The 15,898-nt window shown below is 62.9% G+C and carries 14 protein-coding genes and 1 pseudogene; 3 read left to right on the forward strand and 12 right to left on the reverse strand.

Annotation, left to right across the window (positions count from 1 at the left end):
• The first annotated feature begins 152 nt into the window (after positions 1-152).
• Positions 153-1,442: a M20/M25/M40 family metallo-hydrolase gene (locus tag ABIB73_RS05150; protein WP_354221967.1), complete on the forward strand. Its 1,290-nt coding sequence runs from the start codon at positions 153-155 to the stop codon at positions 1,440-1,442.
• 89 nt (positions 1,443-1,531) lie between these two features.
• On the opposite strand, the gene ABIB73_RS05155 is transcribed toward ABIB73_RS05150, so the two are convergent.
• The 9 genes and pseudogenes from ABIB73_RS05155 to ABIB73_RS05195 form a co-directional block, all read right to left on the reverse strand.
• Positions 1,532-2,911: a sensor histidine kinase gene (locus ABIB73_RS05155; protein ID WP_354221968.1), complete on the reverse strand. Its 1,380-nt coding sequence runs from the start codon at positions 2,909-2,911 to the stop codon at positions 1,532-1,534.
• A gap of 1 nt (position 2,912) precedes the next feature.
• Positions 2,913-3,587, reverse strand: a complete 675-nt coding sequence (locus tag ABIB73_RS05160; RefSeq protein ID WP_354221969.1) for a response regulator transcription factor — start codon at positions 3,585-3,587, stop codon at positions 2,913-2,915.
• A gap of 415 nt (positions 3,588-4,002) precedes the next feature.
• Positions 4,003-5,169 (reverse strand): mandelate racemase/muconate lactonizing enzyme family protein, encoded by a 1,167-nt coding sequence (locus ABIB73_RS05165; RefSeq protein ID WP_354221970.1) that lies wholly within the window; start codon positions 5,167-5,169, stop codon positions 4,003-4,005.
• An 86-nt stretch (positions 5,170-5,255) separates the two neighbouring features.
• On the reverse strand, positions 5,256-6,020 hold the full coding sequence (locus tag ABIB73_RS05170) for an amino acid ABC transporter ATP-binding protein (protein WP_354221971.1): 765 nt from the start codon (positions 6,018-6,020) through the stop codon (positions 5,256-5,258).
• The gene (locus ABIB73_RS05175) at positions 6,010-6,675 is read right to left on the reverse strand and encodes a GntR family transcriptional regulator (RefSeq protein ID WP_354221972.1); all 666 of its coding nucleotides are present in this window, start codon (positions 6,673-6,675) and stop codon (positions 6,010-6,012) included. Before ABIB73_RS05175 ends, ABIB73_RS05170 begins: the two co-directional genes overlap by 11 nt.
• Positions 6,676-6,710: 35 nt before the next feature.
• On the reverse strand, positions 6,711-7,409 hold the full coding sequence (locus ABIB73_RS05180) for an amino acid ABC transporter permease (RefSeq protein ID WP_354221973.1): 699 nt from the start codon (positions 7,407-7,409) through the stop codon (positions 6,711-6,713).
• Between the two features lie 32 nt (positions 7,410-7,441).
• On the reverse strand, positions 7,442-8,218 hold the full coding sequence (locus ABIB73_RS05185; RefSeq protein ID WP_354221974.1) for a transporter substrate-binding domain-containing protein: 777 nt from the start codon (positions 8,216-8,218) through the stop codon (positions 7,442-7,444).
• Positions 8,219-8,596: 378 nt separating this feature from the next.
• Positions 8,597-9,685: a TRAP transporter substrate-binding protein gene (locus ABIB73_RS05190; RefSeq protein WP_354221975.1), complete on the reverse strand. Its 1,089-nt coding sequence runs from the start codon at positions 9,683-9,685 to the stop codon at positions 8,597-8,599.
• A 171-nt stretch (positions 9,686-9,856) separates the two neighbouring features.
• Positions 9,857-10,250: pseudogene (locus ABIB73_RS05195) on the reverse strand (sensor histidine kinase); the annotation flags it as partial.
• 279 nt (positions 10,251-10,529) lie between these two features.
• Here ABIB73_RS05195 and ABIB73_RS05200 point away from each other — a divergent pair.
• Together ABIB73_RS05200 and ABIB73_RS05205 are read left to right on the forward strand one after the other, a co-directional pair.
• The gene (locus ABIB73_RS05200) at positions 10,530-12,059 is read left to right on the forward strand and encodes an FAD-dependent monooxygenase (protein ID WP_354221976.1); all 1,530 of its coding nucleotides are present in this window, start codon (positions 10,530-10,532) and stop codon (positions 12,057-12,059) included.
• Positions 12,060-12,221: 162 nt separating this feature from the next.
• Positions 12,222-12,497 carry a hypothetical protein gene (locus ABIB73_RS05205; RefSeq protein ID WP_354221977.1) on the forward strand — a complete coding sequence of 92 codons (276 nt, stop codon included), beginning with the start codon at positions 12,222-12,224 and terminating at the stop codon, positions 12,495-12,497.
• Between the two features lie 108 nt (positions 12,498-12,605).
• Here the strand turns inward: ABIB73_RS05205 and ABIB73_RS05210 are convergent, their stop codons facing one another.
• From ABIB73_RS05210 to ABIB73_RS05220, 3 genes are all read right to left on the reverse strand, one after another.
• Complete coding sequence (locus tag ABIB73_RS05210) at positions 12,606-12,881, reverse strand: YunG family protein (protein WP_354221978.1); 276 nt, start codon at positions 12,879-12,881, stop codon at positions 12,606-12,608.
• 583 nt (positions 12,882-13,464) lie between these two features.
• Positions 13,465-14,553: a TRAP transporter substrate-binding protein gene (locus ABIB73_RS05215; RefSeq protein ID WP_354221979.1), complete on the reverse strand. Its 1,089-nt coding sequence runs from the start codon at positions 14,551-14,553 to the stop codon at positions 13,465-13,467.
• 196 nt (positions 14,554-14,749) lie between these two features.
• Positions 14,750-15,886 carry an Mrp/NBP35 family ATP-binding protein gene (locus ABIB73_RS05220; RefSeq protein ID WP_354221980.1) on the reverse strand — a complete coding sequence of 379 codons (1,137 nt, stop codon included), beginning with the start codon at positions 15,884-15,886 and terminating at the stop codon, positions 14,750-14,752.
• Positions 15,887-15,898 lie beyond the last annotated feature (12 nt).

Genomic DNA, 15,898 nt, shown 5'->3' on the forward strand with positions numbered 1-15,898 from the left:
GTTGCCTTCTTCCTTCCCCCTCATGTCCGCCGAAGCCTTGGCGAAGGCGGATGTGGGGGGAAGGTGGCACGCACGATCGAGAAGCCGACCGGCGTGACAAGCGCCGGAAACACAGGCATACCGGGCCATCCTCCAACCTATGGCCCGCGCTCATGCCCCGATCGTCCTCTGCTCCATCGCTCGCTCGTCCGTTGATCGCCTCGCTCTGGCTGGCATGTGCCGCAACCCTCGCGCAGGCCGAACCGGTGGCCGATGTCTATGCGCTGGCGCAAAAGGAGCAGCAGCCGCTGCTCGACACGCTGCGCGATCTCGTCAGCATCGAAACCGGCAGCAAGGACATCGACGGCCTGAACCAAATCGCCGAGCGCGTTGCCGGCCAGCTCAGGCAGCTCGGCGGCACTGTGGAGATCCTGCAACCCACCGACATCTATCGCCTCGACGACACGCCCGAGAAGATAGGCCCCGCCGTGCACGCAATATTCAAGGGCACCGGCAGCAAGAAGATCATGCTGATCGCCCACATGGACACGGTGTACCTGAAGGGCATGCTGAAGGACCAACCGTTCCGCATCGACGGCGACAAGGCCTACGGCCTCGGCATTGCCGACGACAAGCAGGGTGTCGCGCTCATTCTCCATACCGTGGCGTTGCTCCAGAAGCTGAACTTTAGGGATTACGGCACGCTCACGGTGCTCACCAACAGCGACGAGGAGATCTCCTCGCCCGGCTGGCGCAGCACCATCACCAAGTTCGCCTCGGATCAGGATGTGGTGTTCTCGTTTGAGGGCGGCGGCACCGATGGCACGCTGCGCCTCGCCACCAGCGGCATCGGCTCGGCCTATCTCACGGTGCAGGGCAAGTCGTCGCATGCGGGCGCCCGGCCCGAGGGCGGCGTCAACGCGCTGTACGAGCTCTCACACCAGGTGCTGCAGATGAAGGACCTGTCCAAGCCCGAGCAGGGCCTGAAGCTGAACTGGACCGTCTCCAAGGCCGGCACCAACCGCAACGTGATCCCGGCCGAAGCCACGGCCCAGGCCGATGCGCGCGCGCTCAAGGTCGCTGATTTCGACGATCTGGAGAAGGCGATGCAGGACAAGATCAAAAATCATCTGCTGCCCGATTCCAAGGTCGAGCTGAAATTCGAGGTGCGCCGCCCGCCGCTCGAGGCCAACGACGCCTCGCGCCGCGTGGCGACCTACGGCAAGACGATCTATCAGGAACTCGGAATGCCCCTCAAGGTCGACGAGAAGGCGACCGGTGGCGGCACCGACGCCGCGTTTGCTGCGCTCAAGACCAGGGGCGCCGTGGTCGAAGGCATGGGCCTGTCGGGTTTCGGGGCGCACTCCAACGATGCTGAATATGTGCAGCTCAACAGCATCGTGCCGCGTCTTTATCTGACCACGCGCATGATCATGGATTTGTCCACCGGCAAGCTGAAATAGCGGCGCCCGCCGCTTCTTCCGGATTCACAAACGAACGACCCCGGAGCTCGCGCTCCGAGGTCGTTTTTGCCGTTGCGTTTGTTCGGCGGTCAGCTTTGACCAGGGGAGGCTGAACACACGGCTCCCTCCGCCAACCTGAACCGCAGCGTAAACTCCGCACCGCCACCGGGGAGGTTTTCCACCGCGACCGTCGCGGCGTGATCATCGGCGACGCCGCGCACGATCGAGAGCCCCAGGCCCGCGCCGTCGCTGCGCTGGCGGTCGCGGCGCCAGAAGCGCTGGAAGATCAGCTCGCGCTCGGCCTCGGCAATGCCCGGGCCGCAATCGCGCACCCGCACCGAACCGTCCTCACCCACGTCGACGTCGACCGACGTATCCTTCGCGGTGAACTTGATGGCGTTTTCGGCAAGGTTGAAGATCGCGCGCTGGAGCATCTCGGAATTGCCGTGGATCATCACGGGCGCGTCGCTGCCCTTGAGTGCGATGTCCTTGTGCTGGGCGATCGCGAATGGCGCGATCGCGCCGACCACTTCGGCGCAGACGGCGCGCAAATCCGCGCTCTCGCCGGGATCGAGCACCAGGGTGTCGAGCTCGGCGATCTCGAGGAGCTGGGCGACGATCCGGCTCATGCCCTCGATATCGGCATGGAGCGCCTGCTTTGCTGTGCCGTCGCCGAGCGTTTCGATCCGGGTGCGCAGGATCGCGAGCGGCGTGCGCAATTGATGCGCGGCGTCCGCCGTGAACTGGCGCTGCACGCGAAAACCGTCCTCGAGGCGATCAAGCGCCTGGTTGACGGCGGTGACCAGCGGCATGATCTCGCGCGGGATCTGCTCGGTCGGCAGGCGGATGTGGGTGCGCGCCGGGCCGATATTGCTTGCCTCTTCCGAGGCCTTCCACAACGGCGCGACCGCGCGGCGGAAGATGAAGATGTCGGTGGCGAGCAGGATCAGCAGGATCGGGATCGTGATCCACCCCACCCGCCGGAAAAAGTTCGAGATGATGTCGTCGATGATGACGTCGCGATGCGCCAGGTCCTCGGCGACCTGGATGCGCACCGTCTGGCCGTCGATGATGCGGGTGACGCCGGCGCCGGAAATGGTCTCGGACAGGCGCGGCACCGCTGCTGCGGCGCCGGCCCGCCGGTGCGAGGAAAACAGCAACCGCCCCTCGCCATCGCGAATGTCGTACTGGTAACGGCCGTAAGCATCCGAGTAGAGCCCGCGCAGGCTGTCGGGCAAATTGAACGCCAGCGTGCCGTCCGGCTGCGGGACGATGCGCTCCGCGAGCACTTCGGCCTGGGCGCGCATGGCGTCGCGGTGCAGCTGGTCGACCTCCGAGTTCAACAGCCAGAACAGCACCAGCGGCAGGAAGATCGCAACCACCGCGACCGCGACGATGTGCATGAACACGATGCGCGAGATCAGCGATTTGAACGTCGGCGACCTGCCAAAGGGCCCGGCGGCTGACACGCTATTTCTCCTCGGACATCAGATAGCCGACGCCGCGGATGGTGTGGATCACGACCTTGGCGCCGAGCTCGGCGAGCTGCTTGCGCAGCCGCGAAACATAGACCTCGACCGCATTGGAGGCGACCTCGCCCTCCAGCCCGAAGATGTGGTCCTCGACGTTTTTCTTCGGCACCACCCGCCCCTGCCGCCGCAGCAGGATCTCCAGCACCGACGTCTCGCGCGACGAGATGATCCGCGGCTGGTCGTCGACGAAGATCTGGCGGCTCTCGGTGTCGTAGACGAGGTTGGCCAGTCGCAGCGAGCGGCCGAGCAGCTGGCCCGGACGGCGCAGAATCGCCTCCAGCCGCGCCACCAGTTCCTCCATCGCGAACGGCTTTGCGAGATAGTCGTCGGCGCCGCTGCGCAGCCCACTGACGCGGTCCTGCAAGCCGCCGCGCGCGGTCAGCACCAGGACCGGCAGCGGCTCCATCTGGCGGCGCAGCTCACGCAGCACCGACAGGCCGTCGCCGTCGGGCAGGCCGAGGTCGAGGATCATCGCGGCATAGCTGACATTGCGCACCGCGCCGCGCGCCTCGTCCGCGCTGCTCACGATATCGCTCTCATAGCCGGCCGCCGCCAGCCCGCTGGCGACGAGCCGCGACAGCTCGGCATTGTCCTCGACGATCAGAAGGCGCATCGCGTACCCGCCGGATGTTCCGGTGCAATCGCACGGCTCGCGCCGCTTCTTCGATCTCTTCCACCATTCCGGGCGCCTCGGCCAGCGAAAAAGCACCCGGCCAAGGCCCGCCGCTCCCTTCTGTCAGGTTCGTGTAAGTAAATTAGGGCGTGTGCTCATAAGTCGCGGATGGCGGCTGTTGGGGCACAAGCAGAGCTCCCGTGCTCGATCAGCCATTGCCGCTTCTGGCCCCAAAGCGGACCTTCAGACAGGCTACGATCAAGCTACGAAAAAAGAGGCCGGCGAAAGCTACGCCTGCGTTTGCACGGCGTAGATCGTGAACTCACTTCCGTGCACGTCGAAAGATATCCGCCATCTTGGTGCACACACCGTTGCGAGCACCCTGTGCGGCGGGCGCGCATCGGTCATGAAGTGATCAGGCATCTGCCCGAAAGTCGAAGCACCGGTAGGGTGTGATCGCCTTCTCGTCGATCTGCACGCCCAGGCCAGGATCGGTCGGCACGTTCAATCGGCCTTTCACGACGGCCTTCTCGGGAGGATTGGCAAGGACCTGCACGTAGTCGTTCGCATCGGGGAAGTACGGATAGGTTTCGAGCGGCATCCCGAGAGCGGAAGCAGCCCAGACCTGGACGGTCGCAGCGGTGCAGAGCGAGCTCGCGCAGTTGTGCGGTGAAACGCGCACATTGTAGCTTTCGGCCATCGCAGCGATCTGGACGGCCTCGAAGATGCCGCCGCAGTTGCCGACATCGGGCATGACGATATCGACCCCACCCGTCTCGAGAAGGTTCCGGAATCCCTGGCGCGTATAGACGCGCTCGCCGGCCGCGATCGGGATTGACCACCGTCCGGCGAGATTGCGCAGGCCCTGCAGGTTGAAGGGGTCAACCGGCTCCTCGACCCAGGTCACGTCCAACTCGCCGCAGACATCCATGAAGCGGATCAACTGGTCGTTGTTCAATCCTCCGCTGAGGTCGAACATCAGGCTGATATCCGGTCCGACGACCTTCCGCAGGTTGCGGACGCGATCGATGGCGCGCTTGAACTCGTCCGTACCGAGCGCGCGCCGCTGCACATGTCGCAGCGTGCCGCCCTCCTGCCGGGTTGCGAGCGGATAGCACTTCAGGATCGTGTAGCCGTCCTTCAGAGGCCGCTCGGCGGCCTTCGCCCATTGCAGCGCATCATCGTGGGCGCTATTCCAGCCATTTGCGTAAACTTCAAGCGAAGCCTCGAACTTCGCGCCGAACAATTCGTAAACGGGAACGCCGAGAGACTGGGCCTTGATATCCCAAAGCGCCTGATCAATTGCACTGACGGCCGCAAACACGATCGCCCCGCCGCCCTTCGTCCAGAAAGAATTGTCGTAGATTTCGTGCCAGATGTTTCGCGGATAGGTCGCGTCCGCTCCGACGACCTTGTGTGCGAGATCACTCAGCATGCCCGCAGCGGCGTTCGCGCCAATGCCGTAGGCGACAGCCGCTTCACCGTAGCCGCGAAGCCCGTCTTTCGTGGTCAATTCGACGATGACGGGATGCAATCCGCCACCGCGGATGTTGAATACGCGCATGTTGTCGATGGTCGGCAAGGGAAGGTCCTTTCGGCTTGAGGCAACAAAAGCTCTTCGCGCCGGCGTGCCTGACGCTGCGAACCCCGCTACCGGAGATGAGAAGTTCAGTGTGTGAGGATGCGTCTTAGGAAAAGCGCGAGGCGTTCCGATGATGGGGAGTTGAACAGCTGATCCGGAGGGCCGACCTCGGCGATTGCGCCCTGATCCATGAAGACCACCCGATCGGCCACCTTTTGCGCAAAGCCCATCTCATGCGTCACGCAGACCATCGTCATGCCGGACGCGGCGAGTTCGATCATGGTGTCGAGCACCTCGGAGATCATCTCCGGGTCGAGCGCTGAAGTGGGCTCGTCGAAGAGCATGATCCGCGGCTCCATGCAGAGTGCACGCGCGATCGCCGCGCGCTGCTGCTGGCCGCCGGAGAGTTGAGCCGGATATTTATGCGCATGCTCGGTGATATGAACGCGCTTCAGATATTCGAGACTGCGCTGCTCTGCCTCATTCTTCGACAATCCCCGCGCCTCCATCGGTGCGAGCATGCAGTTTTCCTTGATGGTCAGGTGTGGGAACAGGTTGAAGGACTGGAAAACCATGCCGACCTCGCGCCGAACCGTGGACAGGGTTTTCGGCCCGAGTTCGACGCCTTCGACGCATACTTGCCCGCCCTGATGGCCTTCGAGTCCGTTGATGCACCTGATCAAGGTCGATTTGCCTGACCCGGAAGGGCCACAGATCACCACCTTCTCGCCCTTGCCGACGGACAGTGAGACGCTCTTCAGAATGTGAACGGCCCCAAACCATTTGTTGAGCCCTTCGAGGACGATCACTGGCTCGCGGGTCGAACCTTCTGTGGGCCTGCTATTTGGCATCTGCCGCCACCATCCCAAGCACCCTCTCCCCCTCGCTCATCACGTGGTCCTCGCTGAGGCGAGCCGCCGCCTGGCTGTCGCCTGCGAGAATCGCATCGACGATCGGTGCGTGATGGGCGATGGCGACCGAAACATTCGGCGCGGATCCGTAGGTCGAGTTTATGAAAAGCCGGATCTGCTGCTCGACCATCATGTATTGGCTGGCCAGGCGCCCGTTCCCGGAGAGCTCGATAATGCTCCGGTGCAGAGCGAAGTCCAATTCGATGGCTGCTTTCAGATCATAGCGCTCACAGGCAGCGAAGAAGACGTCGCGCGCTCCGGCGAGGCGGATTCGGCCGTTGTCGGTTATCCGCTCGGCAGCCAACCGCGCGGCGAGGCGTTCGAGGCTGCTGCGCAGGGTGTAAATTTCCCAGAGGTCCTGCCGATCAATCGTCGCGACTGACCAGCCCGTATACGGAGTCAGAACGACGAGGCCATCATTGCTGAGCTGGTGCAGAGCCGTCCGGACCGTCCCGCGCGAGACGGCAAACTGGTCGGCTAGCGCCGCCTCCGTGAGACGCTCGCCCAGCTTGAGTTCTCCGGCAAGGATGGAATCCTTGAGGGCTTGAGCAGCCAGCTGCTCGGCCGGTTGTCGCTTGAGTGCCTTCAGGCTCATCGCATCTGTACTCTCATTGCGGTCACGCCGGCAGTTCAGGCTGCCGCGAAGTCGTAGAGATTTCTCCGCCCCTTGGCGAAGCGGCGCTCCACGGCCCGCTGGATGAAGCCGTAACCAATGGCAATCAGAAGATACCAGATGGCCACGACCGCGATGACCTCAAAGTATTTGAAATTGGCGCTGAATATATTTGTGCCAGTCGCAAATATCTCGGGGATCGCGATGGTGAAGAGCAGCGAGGTATTCTTGATAAGGTTGACGACTTGGTTGCCGGTTGGCGGAATCGCGATGCGAACCGCCTGGGGCAGGATGACCTTCATCATCATCGAGCGATAGCTCAGGCTGAGGGCCTGGGAGGCCTCACGCTGTCCCCGGTCGACCGATTGAATGCCGGAGCGCACGATTTCCGTCATGTAGGCTCCCTCGTTAATTCCCAGGGCGATGATACCTGCGGCGTAAGCCGACAGGTTGATTGCGCCTCCCGTGAGTGCCGGCAGTCCGTTGTACCAGAACACGATCTGGACGAGGACGGGGACTCCCCGGACCGTCGTCACGTAAAGGCGCACCAGGCGCTGGAGCAGCGGCAGAGGCGAATTCAATACGATGCCACCGACAGTTCCGACGATGATACCAATCATCATGGCTATCGCAGCCACGATGACGACGATGGCGACAGGCTCAAAGAAGCGTGTCGAGAAGAGCAGACTCAAGAAGTAATCGAGATCGAAGCGCATCTCATCGGTCCGCCTGTTTTGGACGCTTCGCGTCAATTCACCTTGCGAACGTCGCCATCAGCGAGATTCCAGCGCTTGAGGATCTCGTCATAGGCGCCCGCGTTCATCGCGGCCTTTACGGCCGCGGCGATTGCGTCCTGCGTCGCGGTCTCGTTCTTGCGAATGACGATGCCATTGCGGTTGCGCTCGGTATTCGGACCTTTGCCGCTGAGCACGGGGCTCGCCTCGACGAAGTCCTGTGGCCTTTGCTGGATGAGGTAGGCTGCGACCGGCCAGTCGACATAGGCGACATCAACGGCCCGCTTGGCCACCTCGTTCAAGGCCTCGCTCTGGTTGGAGAAGACCTTGAGCGTCATGGGTTTGCCGGTCGGGCAGTCTCCCTTGACCCTCTCAAGCGCCGCCATCTGCGTGGAGCCCGCGACGATGCTCGCTGCATGGCCGCAGACATCGCTCTCCGTCTGAAACTTCAGTCCGCTGCCCTTCTGGGTGACGAGGCGCAGCCCGCCGACGAAGACGGGCACAAAGTCGAACATTTCCTTGCGCGGGTCAGTGATCCCGATCTGAGAGGCGATCACATCGAATTTCTTTGCGACCAGGCCGGGAAACAGCCCCTGAAATGTCAGGTTCACCATTTTCGCCTTGAGGCACATCTTCTCGGCGACGGCCGAGATGAATTCCGGATCGAAGCCTGAAGGCTTGTCGTCGTTCATGAACCCCATGGGCGGAGCGGTCAGCGAGGTTCCGACCGTGAGATAGCCCGCCTCCACGAGGCTGGGCGGCGCGGGCAGGCATTGGGCCTGCGATTGCAAAATGTTCCCGAAAGGCCCGAAAACCGATCCAACAGCAGCAGCAATGACCCAGCCAAACACCTTCATGACGCACGTTCCCCTTCGCTCATGGTCGATTGTCAGCAATCGACCATTCATCGAAACATGATCATGCGCACCTGTCAATCATATGATCTAGGGCTGGGGATGCCTGTGGCCGACTGCGCGATGATCGCGCCTTCGCACTGATTTGCCTTGACGTGTCAAACGGTTCGTAGAATCCACAGGGGATCACGCCCACGCTGCTCTTCTACTTTGCATGGAGTTGTTTTCGAGATTTTTGGTGGGCACCCGCTACCGCGAAAACGCCAAAGCCCCGGAGCCTTCGCTCCGGGGCCTTGCATGCGAGATGCGACGTGATCAGCTCTGCGAGTTGCGCGCCATGAAGTTGTCGTAGCCGACTTCGGCGACCTGGAACCACTGATAGCCGTTGTTCGAGAAGGCCGTCAGCGACTCGTACACCTTCTTGAAGTCCGCGTTGGTGGACGAGACCTCGGCATGCAGCTCCTTGGCCGCCTTGAAGGAGACCTGCATGATCTCCGGCGAGAACGGATGCAGCTTGGCGCCCGCGGCAAGCAAGCGACGCAACGCTTGCGGATTGGATTGATCGTACTTCGCCATCATCCAGTTGTTGGCAAAGTGCCCCGCCTGCTCGAGAACGCTCTGATAGTGCTTCGGCAGCGCATTCCATTTGTCCTGGTTGACGAACGCCAGCAGCATCGGTCCGCCTTCCCACCAGCCCGGGAAGTAATAATGCGGCGCCACCTTGACGAAGCCGAGCTTCTCGTCGTCGTAAGGCCCGACCCATTCAGCGGCGTCGATGGTGCCCTTCTCCAGCGCCGGATAGATGTCGCCGCCGGCGATCTGCTGCGGCACCGCGCCGAGCTTCTGCAAGACGCGGCCGGCAAAGCCGCCGATGCGGAACTTCAGGCCATTGAAGTCCTGAGGCACTTTGACTTCCTTGCGAAACCAGCCGCCCATCTGGCAGCCGGTGTTGCCGGCGAGCAGCGAAACGACGTTGTACTTCTTGTAGAACTCGTTGAGGATTTCCCTGCCACCGCCCAGCGTGTACCAGGCTTGGTTGATGCGCATGTTCGGACCGAACGGCACCGACGAGCCGAAGGTGAAAGTCGGATCCTTGCCGAAATAGTAGTAGGACGCCGTGTGACCGATTTCGCAGGTGCCGTTCTGCACGGCATCGAGCACCTGGAGGCCAGGCACGATTTCGCCGCCCGCAAAGGTCTGGATCTGAAATTTGTTGTCGGTCGCTTCCGCCACCATCTTGGCCATCATCTCGGCACCGCCATAGAGCGTGTCGAGCGATTTCGGCCAGCTGGTCGGCATACGCCATTTGATCTCCGGCGACGACTGCGCGATCGCCGGGGCGGCAAGCGTCGCCGCTCCCACCGCACCAAGTCCTGTGACTTTGATGAAGTCTCTTCTTTTCATGATTTCCTACCCTGATGGATTGTGATTGTGCGCCTTCTTAAAGAGGCTTCCTCACCAGCATGGAACAAGTGTCGCCGGATTGCCATCGCATTGGCGCTTGGAGGCGAAAAAATGCCGGGCCTCCCCGCCATTCCAGCCCTACGACTTTAGGCTTAGACGGGCCGACGCAGGTCAGCCGGCCGCCACCAAGGCCGCCGAATTGGGGCCGGCCGCCCGCGTGCCGTTCGCCGGCCTGAATCGCAGCGTGAACTCCGCGCCGCCGCCCGGCAGGTTCCTCCACTGCCACGGTCGCCGCATGATCGTCCGCCACCCCGCGCACGATCGAGAGCCCGAGGCCTGCGCCGTCGCTGCGCTGGCGGTCGGCGCGCCAGAAGCGCTGGAAGATCAGCTTGCGCTCGGCTTTCGCGATGCCCGGCCCGCAATCGCGCACGCGTACCGAGCCGTCCTCGCCCACCTCGACGTCGACCGAGGTGTCCTTCGCGGTGAACTTGATGGCGTTTTCGGCGAGGTTGAAGATCGCCCGCTGAAGCATCTCGGAATTGCCGTGGATTATCACCGGCGCATCCGGGAGCATTTGGCAGGAGTTGGTCATTAGCTCCCAGGATGGTCGTTACCGTCTGTTCCATTGACGAAGTTGCGACCCAACAGCTAGATTGGGCGCGTCGGAAAAGGCAGACTTGGTTTGGTAAGCCCAAGTCCTTTCGGTAACGAAAGCTCTGGTCTTTGGCCTCATGCCTGAGATCCCCACGACGAACACGGTCGCTGTTCAAGCGATCATTGGTTCGTCCGTGAGGTCCTCAGGTCTGGGAAACGCTCCGGTCGAACATCGACAACGGAGCATTTTATGCAAGCCCCCGACACAATCCCGTATGACGTGATCATCGCCGGAGCCAGTCCCGTCGGCCTCTTTCTGGCTTGCGAGCTACGGCTTGCCGGCTGTTCAGTGCTCGTGCTGGAAAAGGTGCAAGACGCGCACGCGCCGCTGAAGAGCCTTCCATTTGGTTTGCGCGGCCTCTCGGTGCCGACCATCGAGAGCTTCGACCGCCGCGGTTTGCTGGATAGTCTGAAAGCTCGCGCGGCGAGCCGCGACACGCCGGCAGCTGCGCACTGGATGCAGCAGCAGCGTCGCCCCGGCGGTCATTTCGCCGGCATCCAGTTCTTCCACGACCAGATCGACGGCACGCAGTGGCCGTATCGCCTCCCCGGCCCGATCGGCAGCGTGGCGGCCGACATGGCGAGCATCGAGTCCGTCCTCGCGATCCGCGCCGAGACGCTGGGTGCGGAGATCCGGCGCGGCTGCGGCGTGGAGGCTTTCAAGCATTCGATCGATGGCGTTACCGTCGAGTTGGCGAGCGAAACCGTCCGTTGCCGCTGGCTCGTTGGCTGCGACGGCGGGCGCAGCAGCGTGCGAAAGGCAGCCGGTATCGGCTTCATAGGCACCGATCCTGAGTTCACCGGCTATTCGCTACAGGTCGAACTGGCCGATCCGAGCACGCTCAAGTCGGGCCGCCATTACACGCCTTCGGGCATGTACACATTCGCGGCGCCCGGGACGATCGCGATGGTCGATTTCGACGGCGGCGCCGCGCACCGCACCGAGCCGCAGCGCGACCATGTCGAGGCGGTGCTCCGCAAGGTCTCAGGTCTCGACGTGACGGTGACTGCCCTGCTGCTCGCCACCACCTGGACCGACCGCGCTTATCAGGCAACCGGCTATCGCGCGGGCCGCGTCTTGCTGGCGGGTGACGCCGCGCATGTCCATTCGCCGCTGGGCGGCCAAGGCCTGAACCTCGGCCTCGGCGATGCCATGAACCTTGGATGGAAGCTCGCGGCGACCATTCGTGGCGATGCGCCTGTAGGCCTGCTCGACAGCTATTCGACCGAGCGACATCCGGTGGGAGCACAGATCCTCGACTGGTCGCGCGCCCAGGTCGGACTGATGCGCCCCAGCAGGAGCTCGCGCGCACTCGAAGCGATCGTTCGTGACCTGATCGATACCCGCGACGGCGCGACCTACTTCGCCGAGCGCGTGTGGGGCGTTTCCCTCCGTTATGACCTTGGCGGTGGTCATCCTCTGGTCGGGCGGACTGCGCCCGACTTCGAATTGGCCGACGGGACAAGACTGAACGAGCGCCTCAGAACGGGACAAGGGCTGCTATTGGATTTTGGCGCCCGGTCATCGCTTCAAGCGCTTGCGAGCCGCTGGAGCGGCCGGATCAACTATGCCGCGAGCGACGCCAAGGATCGATTGGGCGTGACCGCTCTGCTCGTGCGGCCCGACGGCGTCGTGGCCTGGGCCGGCGAGGAGATTCCTGTCAGTGCGGAAGCGTCTCAGGCCGCAGCGCGATGGTTCGGTGAGCCTGATGACAGCTAGCTGCAATTCGCGGCGTCCACAGCTGGACTCCGACGTGAGCAAGATTTCGTTTCCCGATGAGGCCTGCCAGCCTTACGCACTCGGTGCGCGAGCAAAGAAATTCTGCGCCAAATACATCGGGGCCTTTGAGCGCATTAAGGAACAGTGTGGGGACAACAGCCGATGACCGACGGCGAACAGAAGCTCCTGATCGCGCTCGTTCTGATGGTCAACCAGCATCTGGACGAGCACGGCGACGAAGTCGACTCCATTTCGGAATCTGCTGGCGAACATGCGATTGACGCCCTGGCGGATTATGGCCTGATGGAGGTCGTCAACACTCGGTTCGGCCGATGGACGGATGCGGGTAAGCAGTTTCGCCGGCAGGTAGCCGGAATACGCGATCCGCAACCGACCGAGACAAGATTGGTCGGGAAGCCGGAGCCGGATGCCGATTGATGGTCGCCGGACAAGTCCGCCGGCACGTGGTCTGCCAAAACAACAATCGGAGTAGAGATGATGGTTTTCACTGCGCTCCACCCATCCTGCGGTCTGCTCACCCTACCCTCACTCGGTGCGATGCTCCCGAAACGCCGCTCTGCGTTCAGCCAGTTGGTCGCTCGTTGCTCCAAGCTCCGCGTCGGCCCGATCTGTCGGCAGGTCCAGATAGGCGATCGCCTGATCGAACTGGTTCGCCGTGAAGTCGTACCTCCGTCCTCCAATACGATTGTAAAAATGTTCGCCTGCCGGCAGAGGCGTTTTCAGCAATTCGCCGCCGAAGAGGTCGTGGATCAGCAGCGCCGTGACGTTGCATTGCCCCGCGGCTGGATTGTCGCGGTCCATTGGCTGGCCGTCGACGACGACAGGCCTTGCGCAGCGCGTTTTGAACCTCGCCCGGATCGAAGCCCATCATCAGCCCCAAGGATCGGCGCCACTCGCCAATTTCGGATTATGCGATGATCGGTTGTTACCACTGTTTTGCCCGACGGGTCAAAGGACTTTTGCCGGTCGATGCGCCGAGCGAGTTGAAGCGGCAGAGCGGGCCAACTCCATCCACCCGTCATTGCGAGCGCAGCGAAGCAATCCAGAGTCCCTCCGCGGAAAGATTCTGGATTGCTTCGCTGCGCTCGCAATGACGATGTGGAGGCAGGCGCGCACCACATAACGACGTTCGTTCCGGTCGCCGTCGGGCAAATCGCGTCGTCGGCACCGGCTGCGGCATGATTGCTCTGTCCCGCTGATTTGCTCCAACGCGTCAAACTGTTGGCCGCATCCGCCGAGCAACATGCCCCCGCCCCATTTCTACTGTGCATGGGGTTGTTTTCGACATTTTTTATTTCAGCACCTTCGGACGCGCCCGCTCCAAAGAAAAAGCCCGGCCTCTTCTGGAGGCCGGGCGTTCCGGTCTTGCGACGTCTTCGAAAGATCAGCCGCGGGTGCGCGAGCGGATCATGAAGCTGTCGTAGGTGTATTCGGCGACCTGCCACCACAGATATTCGTCGGAGCGGTAGGCCTGCATGGCGTCGATCGACTTCTTGAAGTCGGGGTTCTTGGCCGAGATCTCGGCCCACAATTCGTTGGTCGCCTTGAGGCAGGCTTCGAGCACTTCGTTGGTGAATGGGCGAAGCTGGGTGCCGCCGGCCACAAGACGCTTCAGGGCGGTCGGGTTCACCATGTCGTAGCGCGCGGCCATCCAGGTGTTGGTGTTGACGGTCGCGTTGGTGAGGATCGCCTGGTAGTTCTTCGGCAGCTCGTTCCACTTGTCGATATTGGCGAAGGCGTGAACGGTCGGGCCGCCTTCCCAGAAGCCCGGATAGTAGTAGTACTTGGCGACCTTGGCGAAGCCGAGCTTCTCGTCATCGTAGGGACCGACCCATTCGGCGGCGTCGATGGTGCCCTTTTCCAGCGATGGATAAATGTCGCCGCCGGCGAGCTGCTGCGGCACCACGCCGACCTTCTGAAGCACCTGACCGGCGATGCCGCCGATACGGAATTTCAAGCCGGAGAGATCGGCAACCGTCTTGATCTCCTTGCGGAACCAGCCGCCCATCTGGGTGCCGGTGTTGCCGCAGGGGAAGCCGATCACGTTCGACTTCTTGAAGAACTCGTTGGCGAGCTCGTTGCCGCCGCCCTGGTAGAGCCAGGAATTCTGCTGGCGCGCGTTGAGGCCGAAGGGCACCGACGCAAAGATTGCAAAGGTCGGGTCCTTGCCGACATAATAATACGACACGGTGTGGCACATCTCGACGGTGCCCTTCTGCGTCGCATCCAGCGCCTGGAGGCCGGGAACGATTTCACCGGCCTGGAAGACCTGGATCTGAAACTTGTTGTCGGTCATTTCGGCGACGTACTTCGCCAACTGCTCGGCGCCGCCATAGATGGTATCGAGCGACTTCGGAAAGCTCGACGTCAGGCGCCACTTCACCTCGGGCGAAGACTGCGCAATCGCCGGCGAGGCCACCGCGGTCGCCGCCGCGCCTGCTGCCGACACTTTCAAGAAATCACGACGCTTCATCTTCTGGTCTCTCCTTGTTGGGGCGGTTTCCCCTTGGCTTCTCTTTAGCCGCCGCTGATTTCGGCGATGCGTTTTGGGCCGCGTCGAACCGAAGGCGCTTGACTGCCGTGGGCCTTTAACACGGAAGCCCCTGTTGCGGAACGCGACAATGGCATGACGGGGCCGTACGAAAGTCGTATGTCCCAGAAAGACCGGCTCAGGCCGCGGCAATGACGCCCTTGAGCTGGTCCCGGACCTGTCCCGCAATGGCGCGGTAGATCGCCGCATGGGGGCCATCCGGCTCGCTGTCGACCACCGGGCTACCGGCATCTGAGCTGGCGCGAATCGCCATGTGCAGCGGGATCTCGCCCAGGAATGGTACGCCGAGCTTCTCGGCTTCGTGGCGCGCCCCACCATGGCCGAAGATGTCCGACTTCGTGCCGCAATGCGGGCACTGGAAGTAGCTCATGTTCTCGACGATGCCGAGCACGGGCACGTTGACCTTTTTGAACATGGCAAGCCCGCGCCGTGCGTCGATCAGCGACAGGTCCTGCGGGGTCGAGATGATGACGGCACCTTTGAGCGGCACGTTCTGCGCCAGCGTGAGCTGGGCGTCGCCCGTGCCCGGCGGCATGTCGACCACCAGCACATCGAGCGCGCCCCATGCGACGTCGCGCAGCATCTGCGTCACCGCCGACATCACCATCGGGCCGCGCCAGATCATCGCGGTCTCTTCCTCGACCAGGAAGCCGATCGACATGATCGCGAGGCCAAAGCGCCTGAGCGGAATCATCTTGCGCTCGCCATCCAGCTCCGGCTTCTGGTGCAGGCCCGTCAGCCGCGGCACCGAGGGGCCGTAGATGTCGGCGTCGAGCAGCCCGACCTTGAGGCCGAGGTCGCGCAGGCCGAGCGCCAGATTGAGCGCCGTGGTCGACTTGCCGACGCCGCCCTTGCCGGAGGCCACCGCGATCACGGCGGCAACGCCCGGAATCTCGGACTGCCGTGCCATCGGCGATTGGCCGCCCTGCGGCGGCTTGTGGGCATGGACCGGCTGCACGCCCGGCGTGCCGCGACTCGGCGTTGGCAGCGGAGGCGGTGCGGCGCCGGCCTTGCGCTCGGCGGTCAGCGCCACCATCACGGTGGTGACGCCGGGAATGGCGCGCACCACGGCCTCCGCTTCGGCCCGGACGGATTCCCAGGCCCGCGCCTCGGCGGCATCGACATTGATCGAGAAGAACACCTTGCCGTCGGCAGCGCTGATCGCACTCAGCACATTGGCATTGGTGAGCGCGACCCCGCGCGGCGACTTGATCCGGCCGAGGCTGTCGAGAACCTGTTGCTGCGTCACGCTCAAAGCGCATCTCCT

Origin of the sequence: Bradyrhizobium sp. F1.4.3 (assembly GCF_040548375.1) — a bacterium.
Lineage (GTDB): Bacteria > Pseudomonadota > Alphaproteobacteria > Rhizobiales > Xanthobacteraceae > Bradyrhizobium.

Bases quoted from the DNA above. Each gene is read 5' to 3' on its own strand.
- ABIB73_RS05150 (WP_354221967.1), top strand. From the start codon at position 153: ATGCCCCGATCGTCCTCTGCTCCATCGCTCGCTCGTCCGTTGATCGCC.
- ABIB73_RS05160 (WP_354221969.1), bottom strand. From the start codon at position 3,587: ATGCGCCTTCTGATCGTCGAGGACAATGCCGAGCTGTCGCGGCTCGTC.
- ABIB73_RS05170 (WP_354221971.1), bottom strand. From the start codon at position 6,020: ATGCCAAATAGCAGGCCCACAGAAGGTTCGACCCGCGAGCCAGTGATC.
- ABIB73_RS05175 (WP_354221972.1), bottom strand. From the start codon at position 6,675: ATGAGCCTGAAGGCACTCAAGCGACAACCGGCCGAGCAGCTGGCTGCT.
- ABIB73_RS05180 (WP_354221973.1), bottom strand. From the start codon at position 7,409: ATGCGCTTCGATCTCGATTACTTCTTGAGTCTGCTCTTCTCGACACGC.
- ABIB73_RS05190 (WP_354221975.1), bottom strand. From the start codon at position 9,685: ATGAAAAGAAGAGACTTCATCAAAGTCACAGGACTTGGTGCGGTGGGA.
- ABIB73_RS05200 (WP_354221976.1), top strand. From the start codon at position 10,530: ATGCAAGCCCCCGACACAATCCCGTATGACGTGATCATCGCCGGAGCC.
- ABIB73_RS05205 (WP_354221977.1), top strand. From the start codon at position 12,222: ATGACCGACGGCGAACAGAAGCTCCTGATCGCGCTCGTTCTGATGGTC.
- ABIB73_RS05210 (WP_354221978.1), bottom strand. From the start codon at position 12,881: ATGGACCGCGACAATCCAGCCGCGGGGCAATGCAACGTCACGGCGCTG.
- ABIB73_RS05215 (WP_354221979.1), bottom strand. From the start codon at position 14,553: ATGAAGCGTCGTGATTTCTTGAAAGTGTCGGCAGCAGGCGCGGCGGCG.